16 protein-coding genes are annotated in these 15,779 nt (G+C 30.1%); 15 read left to right on the top strand and 1 reads right to left on the bottom strand.

The window, feature by feature from the left end; all coding sequences use genetic code 11:
- Nucleotides 1–86 precede the first annotated feature (86 nt).
- From AADI82_RS02050 to AADI82_RS01990, 13 genes are all read left to right on the top strand, one after another.
- Entirely contained in the window at nt 87–611 is a 525-nt protein-coding gene (locus tag AADI82_RS02050; protein ID WP_341214807.1) for a hypothetical protein, read from the top strand.
- Nucleotides 608–1,489, top strand: coding sequence for a 4-hydroxy-tetrahydrodipicolinate synthase (gene dapA / locus AADI82_RS02045; protein WP_341214806.1), 882 nt, complete (start codon nt 608–610; stop codon nt 1,487–1,489). Before AADI82_RS02050 ends, dapA begins: the two co-directional genes overlap by 4 nt.
- Before the next feature lie 206 nt (nt 1,490–1,695).
- Nucleotides 1,696–2,508 carry an outer membrane protein assembly factor BamD gene (gene bamD / locus AADI82_RS02040; protein WP_341214805.1) on the top strand — a complete coding sequence of 271 codons (813 nt, stop codon included), beginning with the start codon at nt 1,696–1,698 and terminating at the stop codon, nt 2,506–2,508.
- 12 nt (nt 2,509–2,520) lie between these two features.
- On the top strand, nt 2,521–2,850 hold the full coding sequence (locus AADI82_RS02035; protein ID WP_341214804.1) for a DNA-directed RNA polymerase subunit omega: 330 nt from the start codon (nt 2,521–2,523) through the stop codon (nt 2,848–2,850).
- A gap of 6 nt (nt 2,851–2,856) precedes the next feature.
- The gene (gene coaBC, locus AADI82_RS02030) at nt 2,857–4,068 is read left to right on the top strand and encodes a bifunctional phosphopantothenoylcysteine decarboxylase/phosphopantothenate--cysteine ligase CoaBC (protein WP_341214803.1); all 1,212 of its coding nucleotides are present in this window, start codon (nt 2,857–2,859) and stop codon (nt 4,066–4,068) included.
- A complete protein-coding gene (locus AADI82_RS02025) occupies nt 4,061–4,948 on the top strand; it encodes a DUF4835 family protein (RefSeq protein ID WP_341214802.1) in 888 nt (295 codons plus the stop codon). The genes coaBC and AADI82_RS02025 overlap by 8 nt, the downstream gene beginning before the upstream one ends.
- Nucleotides 4,949–5,072: 124 nt before the next feature.
- A complete protein-coding gene (recN, locus tag AADI82_RS02020) occupies nt 5,073–6,725 on the top strand; it encodes a DNA repair protein RecN (RefSeq protein WP_341214801.1) in 1,653 nt (550 codons plus the stop codon).
- Between the two features lie 61 nt (nt 6,726–6,786).
- Nucleotides 6,787–7,602: an SDR family oxidoreductase gene (locus AADI82_RS02015; protein WP_341214800.1), complete on the top strand. Its 816-nt coding sequence runs from the start codon at nt 6,787–6,789 to the stop codon at nt 7,600–7,602.
- A gap of 268 nt (nt 7,603–7,870) precedes the next feature.
- Complete coding sequence (locus AADI82_RS02010) at nt 7,871–8,878, top strand: glycosyltransferase (RefSeq protein WP_341214799.1); 1,008 nt, start codon at nt 7,871–7,873, stop codon at nt 8,876–8,878.
- The gene (locus tag AADI82_RS02005) at nt 8,875–9,840 is read left to right on the top strand and encodes a YbbR-like domain-containing protein (protein WP_341214798.1); all 966 of its coding nucleotides are present in this window, start codon (nt 8,875–8,877) and stop codon (nt 9,838–9,840) included. Before AADI82_RS02010 ends, AADI82_RS02005 begins: the two co-directional genes overlap by 4 nt.
- On the top strand, nt 9,837–10,430 hold the full coding sequence (gene coaE / locus AADI82_RS02000) for a dephospho-CoA kinase (RefSeq protein ID WP_341214797.1): 594 nt from the start codon (nt 9,837–9,839) through the stop codon (nt 10,428–10,430). Before AADI82_RS02005 ends, coaE begins: the two co-directional genes overlap by 4 nt.
- 70 nt (nt 10,431–10,500) lie before the next feature.
- Nucleotides 10,501–12,072 carry a HAMP domain-containing sensor histidine kinase gene (locus tag AADI82_RS01995; RefSeq protein WP_341214829.1) on the top strand — a complete coding sequence of 524 codons (1,572 nt, stop codon included), beginning with the start codon at nt 10,501–10,503 and terminating at the stop codon, nt 12,070–12,072.
- 2 nt (nt 12,073–12,074) lie between these two features.
- Nucleotides 12,075–12,779: a response regulator transcription factor gene (locus AADI82_RS01990; protein WP_341214796.1), complete on the top strand. Its 705-nt coding sequence runs from the start codon at nt 12,075–12,077 to the stop codon at nt 12,777–12,779.
- A gap of 342 nt (nt 12,780–13,121) precedes the next feature.
- Here the strand turns inward: AADI82_RS01990 and AADI82_RS01985 are convergent, their stop codons facing one another.
- Nucleotides 13,122–13,721, bottom strand: coding sequence for a sigma-70 family RNA polymerase sigma factor (locus tag AADI82_RS01985; protein ID WP_341214795.1), 600 nt, complete (start codon nt 13,719–13,721; stop codon nt 13,122–13,124).
- A 132-nt stretch (nt 13,722–13,853) separates the two neighbouring features.
- Here AADI82_RS01985 and AADI82_RS01980 point away from each other — a divergent pair, with 132 nt between their 5' ends.
- Nucleotides 13,854–15,017, top strand: a complete 1,164-nt coding sequence (locus AADI82_RS01980) for a FecR domain-containing protein (protein WP_341214794.1) — start codon at nt 13,854–13,856, stop codon at nt 15,015–15,017.
- Between the two features lie 178 nt (nt 15,018–15,195).
- On the top strand, nt 15,196–15,779 hold a 584-nt coding region (locus AADI82_RS01975; RefSeq protein ID WP_341214793.1), incomplete at its 3' end, for a carboxypeptidase-like regulatory domain-containing protein.

The following is a 15,779-nucleotide window of genomic DNA, read 5'->3' as shown; positions in this document are numbered from 1 at the left end:
CAAAAAAATAAAATGTGTAAACCTCATATATTAAACGAATTTTTTGAATGTACTTTTGCTACCTTTGCGATAAAGTATAAAGATAAATGATTTTAAAAGGTTTTAAAGAAAAATCTAATAAAAAGCACCTAAATAAATTGTTGTCGCAGCGCAAGGTAAGTGTTGCTGATAGTAAGATTGAAAGTTTAGGAGTTATCTTAAATATTGATGAAGTTGATGATTTTGAGTTGTTTAGAATCTTGGCAAATAATATAAATGTGCGTCCTAATAGACTAAAAATTATTGCGTATTCTGCTAACAAAAAAGAGAATCTAAGTACTTGGGATGATTGTTTTAATCCCAAGGATTTTGGTTGGAAAGGCACTATTAAAAATGTTGAACTGCAATCGTTTTTAAACACAAATTTTGATGCTTTAATTAGTTATTACATTAATGATGTTTTAGAATTAAAGTTGCTTACAGCAAAATCTAAAGCACAGTTTAAAATTGGCATTTTGCAAACCGATGCCCGATTAAACGATTTAATAATAAAAACAAGTTTAAAAGAATTTGATGTATTTAAAGCCGAAGTGCATAAATACTTAACCATATTAAATAAAATTAAAAAATGAGCAGTAAGTTTCTAGGTACTGGAGTGGCATTGGTTACACCTTTTAAATCAGACTTAAGTATAGACCACGAGGCCTTAACAAATATTGTTAATTTCAATATTGAAAATGGTACAGATTACCTAGTAATTTGTGGTACAACTGGCGAAAGCGTAACTATTACTAAGGAGGAAAAGCAAGCAGTAATTAAAACTATTTCTAAAGCTAATAATGGTCGTTTACCAATGGTTTTGGGTATTGGTGGTAATAATACAGCATCAGTTATTGAAGAAATAAAAGAAACAGACTTGCATGATATAGATGCTATTTTATCAGTATCCCCGTATTACAGTAAGCCAACTCAAGAAGGTGTTTATCAGCATTTTAAAGCTATTTCAGAGGCATGTCCAACAGATATTATTTTATACAACGTTCCTGGACGTACTTCAAAAAACATGGAACCAGAAACTACTTTAAGATTAGCTAAAGATTTTAAAAATATTATAGCCGTTAAAGAAGCAGGAAATAATATTTCGCAATATTTACAATTATTAAAAAATAAACCAGAAGACTTTTTGGTGATTTCTGGTGATGACGATTTAGCTCTAGGTGTTGTCTTAGCAGGTGGATCAGGAGTGATTTCGGTTATTGGTCAAGCATTTCCTAAAGCGTTTTCTGAGATGATTCGTTTAGGGTTAAAAGGTGAAGCTAAAGACGCTTATGCTATTCATTTCAAATTAATGGACATCATTAATCATATTTTTGAAGAGAATAATCCAGCAGGAATAAAAGCAGTTTTTGAGGCTTTAAATTTATGTCAAGACACCGTAAGGCTACCCTTAGTTCCAGCATCAAAGCAGTTAAAAGAAAAAGTTGCTGTATTTCTAAAAGCATTTAAGTAATGTTAAATATTACTTAAACCTTACAGTTACTGTAATTCAACATTTATTTTAGCAGAGAAATTATATTTTTAAAATCCATAATAATAACTTAATTTTGCATCCTGTTTTAAAATCTATGAAATAAGCATAATTAAAATCTTGAGACTAAGCAAGATGTTTTATATGCGAATTACATTTGTCTTTTAAAAAGCAATGAACGACATCAAATGAAAAAGTTTTTTTACATTATAATTACACTAACCCTTTTTAGCGCTTGTAGCGAGTATCAAAAAGTTTTAAAAAACGAAGAGATAGCTCCTAAATTTAAAATGGGAGAAGCTTTGTATAACGAAGGAAAATACTCTAAAGCTAATAAGCTTTTTGCACAAATTGTACCAAACTATAGGGGGAAGCCACAAGCTGAAAAGCTTATGTACTTGTACTCTAACACGTTTTACAAAACAAAAGATTACTATGTAGCTGGTTATCAGTTTGAACGTTTTGCGTCGAGTTATCCTAAAAGTGAAAAAGTAGAAGAAGCATCGTTTTTAAGTGCAAAAAGTTACTACATGTTATCGCCTGTATATTCCAAAGATCAAAAGGAAACAATTGAAGCGATCGAGAAACTACAAGCTTTTATTAATTTATATCCTGATTCTGAGTATAGTACTGAAGCTAACAAGTTGGTTAAAGAGCTAGATTATAAATTAGAAAAGAAAGCTTTTGAAATTGCAAAGCAGTATAACAAAATAGCTTTCACATCTACAGAACTTCAGGCTGCTATTAAATCATTCGACAATTTTATTTTCGATTTCCCTGGGTCTTCATTACGAGAAGATGCTTTATATTACAGATTAGATTCTGCTTATAAGTTAGCTATTAATAGTGTAGATTATAAAAAACAAGATAGATTAAAGACAGCAAAAGAATACTACGAAGCATTCAAAAAGAAATATCCAAGCTCAAAATATATCGAAACTATAGATAGTATGGCTTTAGAGATGGATGAATCATTAAAAAATTACAGCACTAAAAGTTAAATAATTATGTCAATGGACTTAAAAAAAACCAACGCTCCAGTTAATACAATTACGTATGATAGAAATCAAATTGATGAGCCAACAGAGAACATCTACGAATCAATTTCTATAATTGCAAGACGCGCTGAACAAATCAATTCAGAAATTAAAAAAGAGCTTATTGATAAGTTAGAAGAATTTGCTACTTACAATGATAGTCTTGAAGAGATTTTTGAAAACAAAGAGCAAATTGAGGTTTCTAAATTTTACGAAAAGTTACCAAAACCACATGCATTAGCAGTTCAAGAATGGTTAACTGATAAAATTTACCACAGAAATACTGAGGAAGATTCTCAAGAATAAGATCTTATGAGTATTCTAAGCGGCAAGAACATACTATTAGGAATTAGTGGTGGTATTGCCGCTTATAAAACAGCTTCACTAGTAAGGTTGTTTGTAAAATCAGGCGCAAACGTAAAAGTTGTCATGACGCCTTCCGCAAAAGATTTTATTACACCTTTAACCCTATCAACACTTTCAAAGCACCCAGTACATTCATCTTTTACAAATAAAGAAGATGATAATGCAGTGTGGAATAACCATGTCGATTTAGGACTATGGGCAGATTTTTTTATAATAGCACCAGCCACAGCGAATACCTTGTCTAAAATGGCAAACGGCGTTTGCGATAATTTACTATTGGCAACGTATCTATCAGCAAAATGCCCTGTTTATTTTGCACCAGCAATGGATTTGGATATGTATAAGCACCCTTCAACTTTAAAATCTTTTGAAAAACTAAATACTTTTGGAAACATTATGATTCCTGCAACAAGTGGTGAATTAGCAAGTGGTTTAATTGGCGAAGGGCGAATGGCAGAACCTGAAGATATTGTTACTTTTATAGAAAACGATATTTTAGATAAGCTTCCGCTTCGCGGAAAAAAAATATTAATTACAGCTGGACCAACTTATGAAGCCATTGACCCTGTTCGGTTTATTGGAAATCATTCAAGTGGTAAAATGGGGTTCGAAATTGCTAAAGCATCGGCTAATCTAGGTGCCGAAGTTGTTTTAGTTACTGGACCAACACACCAAAAAGCGAATCATGCGTTAATTAAAATTGTGCCAGTTGTTAGTGCCCAAGATATGTTTAACGAGGTTCATAACTATTTTTCTAATATTGATGTAGCAATATTATCGGCAGCTGTTGCCGATTTTAAACCAAAAGAAATTGCATCTCAGAAAATAAAGAAGAAGACGCCAACGTTAACTTTAGAGTTGGAAAAAACAAAAGATATTTTAGAATCTTTAGGCAAAATTAAAAGGCAGCAATATTTGGTTGGCTTTGCATTAGAAACTAATAACGAACTTGAAAACGCTATTGGAAAACTAAAAAGAAAGAATTTAAATTTAATTGTTTTAAATTCGTTAAACGATAAAGGTGCTGGTTTTAAAACAGAAACTAATAAAGTAACATTTATTGATGAAAACGAAATGATAACCAAATATCAATTAAAATCTAAAGCCGATGTTGCTAAAGATTTATTAACCGAAATTATAAAACAAATTGATGCGTAATATTGTAATAATTTTATTAGTATGTTTTGGTATTAAAGGCTTTTCGCAAGAGTTAAATTGCAAAGTTGTTGTTAATGCATTGCAAACGGGTAATGAGAATTTACAAATTTTTAAAACCCTTGAAAAACAATTAAACGAGTTTGTTAATAACACAAAATGGACTAACAAAAGTTTTGCCAATCAAGAGCGTATTAATTGCAGTATGGTTATTAGTATTACCGATTTTAGCGGCGAAGCATTTCAAGGGACTTTACAAGTACAATCATCTCGTCCAGTTTTTGGATCTTCTTACAGCACACCAATTTACAGTTTTAACGATAAAGATTTTACATTTAGATATTTAGAATTTCAGAACTTATCCTTTAATCCTAATCAATTCGAGTCTAATTTAATATCGGTATTAGCATTTCATATTTACATGGTTTTAGCCTTAGATGCAGATTCTTTTTCAGAAAAAGGAGGCGATTCATATTATGCACAAGCGCAAACCATTACTAATTATTCTCAGCAAGAAAATTTTAAAGGTTGGAAGGTTGAAGATGGTTTACAAAGCAGATTTACACTAATAGACAATGTATTATCACCTACCTTTAAAGAGTACAGAGATGTTATGTATAATTATCATATTACAGGATTAGATGTAATGAGCGAAGATGCAAAAGGTGGAAAGGAGCAAATTGCAGAAGCTTTAATACAATTTAAAGCCATGAATAGTCGCAGACCTAATTCCTTTTTATTGCGCACTTTCTTTGATGCTAAGGCAGATGAAATTGCTCAAATTTTTTCTGATGGACCAAATGTAAATATTTCTACACTTAAAGAAACACTCCAAAAAATAGCTCCTACGCAGTCAAGTAAATGGCGAAATATTAAATTCTAAAAACCACTCAAAGCGTGCTTTGTTTCAATAATTTGTCATTCCCTTGAAAAAGAGAATCTAAAACTTCTTAAATTTGTTATCAAAGATAAAAGCTAAAGCTATACTACGAACTGAATAAAAAAACATGCTAACCTCACTTTCAATAAAAAATTACGCATTAATAGATTATCTTCAAGTCGATTTTAACAACGGGTTATCTATTATTACTGGAGAAACTGGTGCTGGTAAATCTATTTTATTAGGCGGACTATCTTTAATTTTAGGTAAACGAGCAGATTTAAGTAGTTTAAAAGATACAACTCAAAAATGTGTTATAGAGGCTATTTTCAATGTATCCAATTATAACTTAAAGGCGCTTTTTGAGTCTGAAGATTTCGATTATGAAGATCACACCATAATTCGCCGCGAAATTTTACCATCAGGCAAATCTAGAGCCTTTGTTAACGATTCTCCAGTAAATTTGAATAGTTTACAGCTTTTAGGTGAACGGTTAATCGATATCCATTCCCAACATCAAACGCTACAATTAACAAGTAACGATTTTCAGTTTCAGGTTATTGATGCTTTGGCTAATAATGATGAATTATTACAAAGCTATACTATCGATTTAAAAGCATATAAAAAGCTCCAAAAAGAATTACAAGATTTACTCCATTTTCAAGCCGAAGCCATTAAAGAACACGATTACAATGCGTTTTTATTAAACGAATTAATTGAAGCTAATTTAATTGAAGGCGAAGAACAAAGTCTTGAAGAAGAATACGAAACTTTAAATAATATTGAGGGTATAAAAGAAAAATTATCAGAATCTTATCAATTATTAAATGACGAACAAATTGGCGTTTTAACCACGCTTACTACTATAAAAAACAATCTTCAAAACATCGCTAGATTCTCTTCAAAATATGAAGATTTATTCAATAGAGTTAACAGCAGTTTAATAGATTTAGATGATGTTTTTAGTGAAATTGATGTATTACAAGAAAACTTAGAAGCAGACCCAAATAGGCTAGAAGAAGTTAATTCAAAATTAAAAATGTTGCATAATTTAATGCAAAAGCATGTAGCCAGCGATGTTTCAGAATTGATTAAAATTAAAAATGAATTAGACGATAAAGTAGCCGTTACCGCTAATTTAGATACTACCATAAATAAAAAACGTTCTGAAATCGAAAGAAAATCTAACCTGCTTAAAAGCATTTCAAAAAAAATAAGCGAAAAACGTCTAGAAGTCATTCCTCAATTAAAAGACCAATTAGAAGCTATTTTAGCAGGTTTAGGAATGCCAAATGCACGTTTTAAAATTGAAGTTTTGTATAGTGAACATTTTTTTGCAAACGGTCAAGATAAACTATCATTTCTGTTTTCTGCAAATAAAGGAGGCAGTTTTAACGAGCTTAAAAAGGCAGCCTCAGGTGGGGAATTATCAAGAATAATGTTAGCCATAAAATCGGTACTATCAAAATATATTCAGTTACCAACTATTATGTTTGATGAAATTGACACAGGTGTTTCTGGTGAAATATCAAACAAAATGGGTGATATTATGTTACAAATGAGCAAAACCATGCAAGTATTTTCTATAACACATCTGCCACAAATAGCCGCCAAAGGGCATTCGCATTTTAAAGTGTATAAAGAAGATGTGAATGAGGTTACACAAACTAATTTGGTTAAATTAAATCATGATGAGCGTATCGTTGAGATCGCTCAAATGTTGGGAGGTATAGAAATGTCAACATCAGCCATCGCGCACGCAAAAGAACTACTTAATTAAAAAGTTAAAAGTTTAGTACTTTTATAAACGGATAAACAAATCAACATATAAACAAAAACGTATGTCATACAATTTACTAAAAGGAAAAAAAGGAATTATTTTTGGAGCATTAGACGAAAATTCAATTGCTTGGAAAACCGCAGAACGCGTACACGAAGAGGGCGGACAATTTGTATTAACTAACGCTCCAGTGGCAATGCGTATGGGACAAATTAACGAGCTTGCCGAAAAAACTGGTTCTCAAATTATTCCAGCTGATGCAACATCAGAAGAAGATTTACAAAACCTAGTAGAACAATCTATGGAAATTCTTGGAGGTAAAATCGATTTTGTTTTACACTCAATAGGTATGTCAATTAACGTTAGAAAAGGAAAACACTACACCGATCAAAACTATGCATGGACACAAAAAGGAACCGATGTTTCGGCTATGTCTTTTCATAAAGTCATGCAAACACTTTACAAAGCAGATGCCATGAACCAATGGGGTAGTATTGTAGCCTTAACCTATATGGCCGCACAACGCGTATTTCCAGATTATAACGATATGGCCGACAATAAAGCCTATCTAGAAAGCGTAGCACGTAGTTTTGGCTATTTTTTTGGACGCGATAAAAAAGTACGTGTTAATACCATTTCTCAATCACCAACGCCAACTACGGCGGGCAGCGGTGTAAAAGGATTCGATGGCTTTATAGCTTATGCCGATAAAATGTCGCCACTCGGTAACGCCACAGCTTTAGACTGTGCAAACTATACCGTGTCGTTATTCAGCGATTTAACCAAGCGCGTAACTTTGCAGAATTTATTTCACGATGGCGGTTTTAGTAACATGGGTGTTAGCGATGCTGTTATGGAAGCCTTTACAAAAGAGTAAAATATTTAACACCTAAGTGTAAGACCTGTTAGATAAATTAAAACCTCTAACAGGTCTTATTTATACCTTATCTAATTTTTTTATGGCGGGTTTTTACAAAAAAGTAAAAACCGCGCTATCCGTTAATAGTTTTGTAAAACCTTAAATGGAAGTTTTACAAAAGCTAACCACTTCTATCGCTCCCGCACTTATCTGCCAAAAACAATAATAACCTAAAAGCCTCTGTAAGTTTGTTAATTATTGTATTAGGATTAATTACATTTGTTATATGCAATTACAGTTTTCATTCATCATTCCTGTTTATAATCGCCCCGACGAAATAGAAGAACTTTTGCAAAGTTTCGTTAAGTTACATACTAGCACAAACTACGAAATAGTCATTATAGAAGATGGCTCAACAATAACATCAAAAAATGTTGTAGAAACCTATAAAAGCAAGCTTAACATTTCATATTATTTCAAAAAAAATTCTGGACCAGGAGATTCGCGTAATTTTGGAATGCAACATGCCAAAGGAAACTATTTTATCATTTTAGATTCCGATTGTATTTTGCCAGAGAATTATTTAAGTGCAGTCGAAAAAAGCTTAAAAGCTAATTATGTCGATTGTTTTGGAGGGCCAGATGCAGCCCATAAATCGTTTACAAACCTTCAAAAAGCCATTAATTTTTCAATGACTTCGTTTATAACAACAGGAGGTATACGAGGAAATAAAAAGAGTATCAATAAATTTCAACCACGAAGTTTCAACATGGGTATTTCAAAAGCAGCATTTATAGCTTCAAAAGGATTTGGACGTATTCACCCAGGCGAAGACCCAGATTTATCTATAAGATTATGGCATTTAGGTTTTAAAACCAGATTAATGCCAGAAGCTTTTGTATATCATAAGCGCCGTATCTCATGGCATAAATTTTATAAGCAAGTTTATAAATTTGGCTTAGTTCGTCCTATTTTAAATGTGTGGCACCCTTCAACTAAAAAAATAACATATTGGTTTCCAACACTATTTTGTATTGGATTTGTAATAGCGCTTACCTTACTATTTTTTAATATAAAATGGGGAATAATAGCCTATATATTGTATTTTGTAATGACCTTTATAACTGCTTTGGTAGTCACTAAAAATGGTATAGTTTCAATATTATCTTTAATGGCTATTAGTGTTCAGTTTTTTGGATATGGTTATGGATTTTTAAAATCAACCTTTGCTATTCATGTTTTAAAGAAGAATCCAGAAAGTCATTTTCCACAATTATTCTTTAAATTAAGATGATAAAAAAATTAAAATCAGATATTATTACTTCAATTAAAAACAAAAAGATAAATGTCTTTTTTTTGTTTCTGCTTTTTGCATTTATCATTTTAATTTTTACAAAATTATCAAAAGAATACACTAACACTGTTACTTTTAATATTAATAAAATTAATGTGCCGCAAGAGAATATCATTCTAAACGATTCGAATGCTATTTTAAATATAACGCTTAAAACCCATGGGTTTAAGTGGCTAACGTATTATTTCAATAAGCCAAAAATTGCGATAGATTTTGTTAAAGATGTCAATAAAATAGACTCCACATTTGTTTGGAGTAAATCTAAAGCATACTTATTAGCTAGCACCCAATTTGGTAAGCAAGTAGAGTTATTAAATATTTCTCCAGACACATTAGTGTTTAGGTTTGATGTTAATTTGGTTAAAAAAGTACCTGTAATTTTAAATGCTGATATAAAATACACCCAAGGGTTTGATATTGCAGAACCTTATGATATTACACCAGATTCTATAGAAGTTATAGGTCCAAATGTTTTAGTGTCTCAAATAAATCGTATTGAAACAGAATTTATTGAAATAACCGATGTTAAATCTGATATAAAAAAAGTAATTCAGTTAAACTTGCCAAAAAACAGTAAAGATTTAAAATTTTCTAATAAAACGGTAAATCTAACTGCAACCGTTGAAAAGTTTACAGAAGGCAAATTAAAAGTGCCAGTAAGCATAAAAAACATTCCTAATAACACGACATTAAAATATTTTCCAAAATTTGTTAATGTTACTTATTATACCAGTTTAAACAATTTCAAAACTATTGGCGCAAAAGATTTTAAGGTAGAATGTGATTTTAGTAAAATCACTAGTAATCAATCTTTTTTGTTACCAGAATTAGTGAAATTTCCTGCAACTGTGAAACATGTAAAAATTAATCAGCAACACATTGAATTTATTATAGTAGAATGACGATAGTTGGACTTACAGGAGGTATAGGAAGCGGTAAAACAACAGTAGCTAAGGCGTTTATGGCTTTAGGAATACCTGTTTATATTGCTGATGAAGAAGCTAAAAAGTTGATGTTGAAATCTAAAGTTATTAAGCGTAAACTTATTCAGGTTTTTGGTGATGAAGCTTATGTTGATGGCGCATTAAACAAACCATTTATAGCCAATGTTATTTTTAATGACAGTAGTTATTTGGAGCAAATCAACGCTATTATTCATCCAAGAGTTGCTAAACATTTTAAAAGATGGATGCTAAAGCAAACAACACCTTATGTTATAAAAGAGGTGGCTATCCTATTTGAAAATGGCGGACATAAAAATTGCGATTACGTAATTACAGTTATTGCTCCAATAGAATTACGGTTTGAGCGTTTACTTAAGCGCGACCAAACAACAAAGCAAAAAATTAAAGCCATCATGAAGAATCAGTGGAGTGATGACGATAAAATAAAACTATCTGATTTTGTTATTAATAATACGACACTAGAAAACACTAAAAAGCAAGTTGCTGAAATACATAAACAAATCTTAAAAAAAGGAGTTAACCAGTAAATTTTAACATTTTTGTTAATGTAAGGTTAAATGATAAGTCCGCTAAATGTTAAAATGTTAATTTTGAATGATGAGCAAAAGAATATTCATCCTATTGGTACTTTTAATGAGTTTATCGCTTATAGGCATCATATTCGTGCAAGCTTATTATATAAAAGATTCTGTAGATAACGAGGAAAAGCGTTTTAAATCTAGTGTTACTGATGCATTATATGCAGTTTCTAATAAAATTGAGAAGAATGAGCTAGACTCATATTTTGAAAAATATCAAAAGTTAGATAAAGAAAAAAGAAGCGATTCGGCAGCAGTTTCTCAACTATTTATCTATCAGCAAAATAATAATACAAAAGAGACACTTATTTATAGAAGTGGAGTTTTAGAAGAGAACTATAAATTATCTTCATCGCTCTTTGACATTGGTTTAGATAGTATTAATATTAAGAATATTATTGGTAGCTCAAGGATTGAAGTTTATAATGAAACTGAGTTTTCAGATAAGGATATTTCAAAAAGTCCAATCTTAAATATTATTAATAGTGGTCGCTTAAAAGAAGCTGAGAAAAATTATTTTGATAAAAATTTTAAAGCTGCTAGAAAAACAATACCTGTACATAAGCGCGTATCAAAAGAAGAGATTGAAGGCTTATTATCAGATAAACTTAAAACAGAAGCTATTGATATTGGTTACGAATTCGCTATATATAGCAATGGTTTAGCAACAAAAGTGCATAGTGACGAATTTGAAAGAGATGAAACATCAACTTTTAGTGTGCCTATTTTTTATGACGAAAATAACCAAAGCAGTTATAAACTATTAGTTAATTTTCCAGATGATAAAAAGTTTATTTTATCATCTATAATGGGTATGATTTTGTTATCTATAATTTTTACATCAATCATCATATTAGCTTATTCAAGTGCTTTGTATCAATTAGTAAAACAGCGTAAAATATCTGAAATTAAAACAGATTTTATAAATAATATGACGCATGAGTTTAAAACGCCCATAGCGACTATTAATTTAGCTTTAGATTCTATAAAGAATCCTAAAATTATAAATGATAAAGAAAAAGTTATACGTTATCTTAATATGATAAAAGAAGAAAATAAACGTATGCATGCACAAGTTGAAAACGTTTTAAGAATATCTAAACTAGAAAAAAACGAGCTTAATATTAGTAAGGATAGGGTAGAGTTGCACGACTTAGTAGAAGATGCTATAACGCACGTACAACTTTTAATTGAGGATAGAAATGGAACAATTACAACGCATTTTAATGCAGAAAAATCATCTGTTTTAGCAAGCGAAATGCACTTTACTAATGTTGTAGTAAATGTATTGGATAATGCCATTAAGTATTCTCCAGATATATTAAAAATTGAAGTTTTTACAGAAAATATTGGAACCAATATTTTATTAAAAATAAAAGATTATGGTAGCGGAATGAGTAAAGCTGCCTTAAAAAGAGTGTTTGAAAAATTTTATAGAGAACACACAGGAAATATACATAACGTAAAAGGTCACGGTTTAGGCTTAGCTTATGTAAAACGTATAGTAGATGACCACCAAGGTCACGTAACCGTTGAAAGTGAAAAAGGAAAAGGAAGCACATTTATAATAAAGCTACCTATAATAACATAAACATGGAAGAGCAAAAAAAGAGAATTTTACTAGTTGAAGACGATCCTAATTTTGGAACTGTTCTTAAGGATTATTTAATAATGAATGATTATGATGTTATTCATGCCAAAAATGGTATGGAAGGATTTGAGAAGTTTAAGAAAGACGATTTCGATTTATGTATTCTTGATGTTATGATGCCTTATAAAGATGGCTTTACATTAGCTAAAGAAATCCGCGAAAAAAATACCGATGTCCCTATTGTATTTTTAACTGCAAAAGCGATGAAAGAAGACGTTTTAAAAGGTTATAAAGTAGGAGCAGACGACTATTTAAATAAACCTTTTGATAGCGAAGTGCTTTTAATGAAGATTAAAGCTATAATGCAGCGTAAGGCTACCGAAACCATTTCAGATAGTAAACAATTTGAGTTTAAAATAGGCGGTTTCGACTTAAACTCAAAACTACGTTTTTTGCGTTATAAAGGAGGCGACCCTATTAAATTATCGCCAAAAGAAAATGAATTATTACGTTTATTAGCATTACACGAAAACGATTTAATGCCACGCGAATTAGCACTAACAAAAATATGGCGAGACGACAATTATTTTACTTCGCGTAGTATGGATGTTTACATTGCAAAACTGCGTAAGTATTTAAAACTAGACGATAAGGTAGAAATACTTAACATTCACGGAGAAGGTTTTAGGTTGGTAGTTAACAGTTAGAAGCAATTTAAATTTTATCATCATAAAATCTGGCTAATCTAAAATAGAGCCAGATTTTTAGTTTTAGGCGTTACTCCTAAGTGGAGTCGAGGGTTTCAATCACTAACGTAAAAAAACTAAGGCTAATCAATAATTTCAACTCCAGCTATTTTATTAATAACATCCTTTACTTTATCTTTCTTTTCAAATTATCTTTAAGATTTTTGTTGGTCTTATTTCTTGTTGTTTTTTTATTTTCACAACTAAGAAATAAAAAGAAAACACTAAACAATAAAATGTATCTCATAAATAAATTTTAATGTCGTTTTAAAAATAATGCAGGTTTTTTAATTATAAAAAGTGTTATCTATTATTCTTTTTAACAGTGTTACCTAGCAAAAGAAATAAAATATTATACATTTTTTCTTTGGCTTTTTTTCTAATAATTGAATAAGCTTTAGTAATATGTGCTTCTACAGATTTAATAGAAATATTCAAATACTCAGCTATTTCAATATTACTTAATCCTTCTTTTTTACTTAATAAAAATGTTTTCTTACATTTTTTAGGTAAGTTATCTATTTCTTTATTTATAAAAGCAATTCTTTTTTTCAATAGTTCTTCATTACTTTCTTGTATAGTTTCGTCTAAAGCTTCAATATAAGCTTGTTCTAAAACCGAAATAGATCTGTTTTTATGGTATTGATTAATAAACTCATTATACACAGACTTGTATAGGAAATTTTGTATAGAATATTTCTCATTGAGTTTTGACCTAAACTCCCAAGTCTTTAAAAAAACATTTTGAATAATATCTTTAGACATGGCATCATCATTCGTCAAACTATATGTATAAACGTATAATTTATTATAGAATTCATCAATTAAATATGCGTAAGCCCTTTCATCCCCTTGAACTAGATGTTTTATTAAAGTAGCAGCATTCTTAAAATTAATATCCATGCAATACGTATAACTTCTTTAAGTAATGATAACAAAGATGTGAAAAAAAAACCAGCTTGATATTTTTTTTATAAAAAAGTTAGGGTTTTTAAAATTGGCTTTGTAATACATATAAACGTAATTTTTAATTACATGACTCCAATTAAAAGCAAAATTGAAAATCTTATAGTTAAGTATATTAACAAGTCTGCTACGGCTAAAGATTTAGATGAACTCATTCTTTGGGTGGATAATATTGATAACTTACAAACATTTAAAGCATACGTAAAGGACCATTATGCCATAAATTTTAGCATAATGAATATTGATAATCGTTCAGATAAGGATAAAATTTTGCAAGAGATTAAAAAAGAAAAGAAAAGACTTTATCAAAATAGATTTAAATCACTTTACAAATATGCCGCAGCTATACTTTTATTTATAAGTATTGGATATTTCATTCAGCAGCATTTTTCTACTAAGAATAATGAAATTATTATATCTGAAGAAAAAATTACACTCCAGCTTGAAAATGGAAATATTGAAATTATAAACGAAGATGGGTCTTCGCAAGTTGTTGATGTTAATGGAAATGTTATTGGTTCTCAAGAAGGTGCACAGTTAACTTATACAGATAGTTCAGATGTTGAAACTTTAGTTTATAACACACTTCATATACCATACGGGAAACGGTTTGATGTAACCCTTTCTGACGGAACTCACATCCATTTGAATGCTGGAACAATATTAAAATATCCAATAAAATTCCTTAAAGGTTTAAAACGAGAAATTTTTTTAATTACTGGTGAGGCATATTTTGATGTAGCCAAAGACATAAACCACCCATTTATAGCCAATATCGAAGATTTAGATATTCGAGTTTTAGGCACAAAATTTAACATATCTTCATATAAAGAAGAAAACCAAATAAAAACGGTATTAGTTGAAGGTTCTGTCAGTATTTTAAAAGATAAGGAAACATATAATGTATCATCATCAACAGTTTTACCTAAAGAGCATATGGCTACTTGGAATAAAAAAAGAGAAAAACTAGTAATTACAGAAACAGAAGTTGAAGATCATATTGCATGGATTGACGGCAGACTTATATTAAATGAAGTGCCTTTTAATAAAATATTAAAAAAATTAGAACGTCAATATGATGTCGTTTTTGTTAATAATAATAAGGCTATAGAAAATAGAGTGTTTACTGCTCGATTTGATATAGAAGATATTAATCAAGTTATGACCAGTTTAAGCGAGGCTGCCGGTTTTATCTATAGAATAAATAATAATTTAATAATAATTAATCCTTAAAAACCACTAAAAACATGAATTAAAACCAACATCAAAATTAACTAAATTAACAAGTCACTTTTCAACTAACTAAATACATTCAAAAATTTACAGAATGTAAAAAAACCGGAAAATGCTCGAACATTTTCCGATTTAAAAAAGTGATTTAAAATTCTAACCTTTAAATCAAATCAAAAGTATGAAAAATTTCATTACGGAGATGTACTCTTTAGTTAGAGGTATTCCGATTAATTACAACTTAAAAATGAAAATAACGGCAATTCTATTTGTTTTTGCATTTGTACAAATTAACGCTGCAAATTCATTTGGTCAGAATACCAAGGTTTCACTAAAAATGAAAGAGGTATCAATCCAAAATATCCTAAATAGAATAGAGCAAAAAACAGATTATAAGTTTTTATATGAAAAAAATGTCTTTCAGAGTAATAAATTAGTTAGCGTTAATGTAAAAAACGAGAAATTATCTATTGTATTAGACAAACTTTTTAAGGATCAGAATGTAACACTTGTATATTTAGAAAAGCAAATCGTTATTAAAACTAAGCTTGAAACAAATATAGTGTCGCTTCCTAAAAATCTAGAGCCAGAAACTTCTATAGACCAGCAAAGTATATCTGGTGTAGTACTAGACGAAAACGAGGTTCCACTTCCTGGTGCTTCTATTATAGAAAAAGGCACTACTAATGGTACACAATCGGATTTTGACGGTAACTTTACTTTAGATGTAAGAGATGGAGCCATTTTACAAATATCTTATTTAGG

Source organism: uncultured Wocania sp. (genome assembly GCF_964021735.1).
Classification (GTDB): Bacteria; Bacteroidota; Bacteroidia; order Flavobacteriales; family Flavobacteriaceae; genus Wocania_A.
The sequence above is the reverse complement of the archived record's forward strand: the minus strand, read 5'-3'. Positions and strand labels throughout refer to the sequence as shown.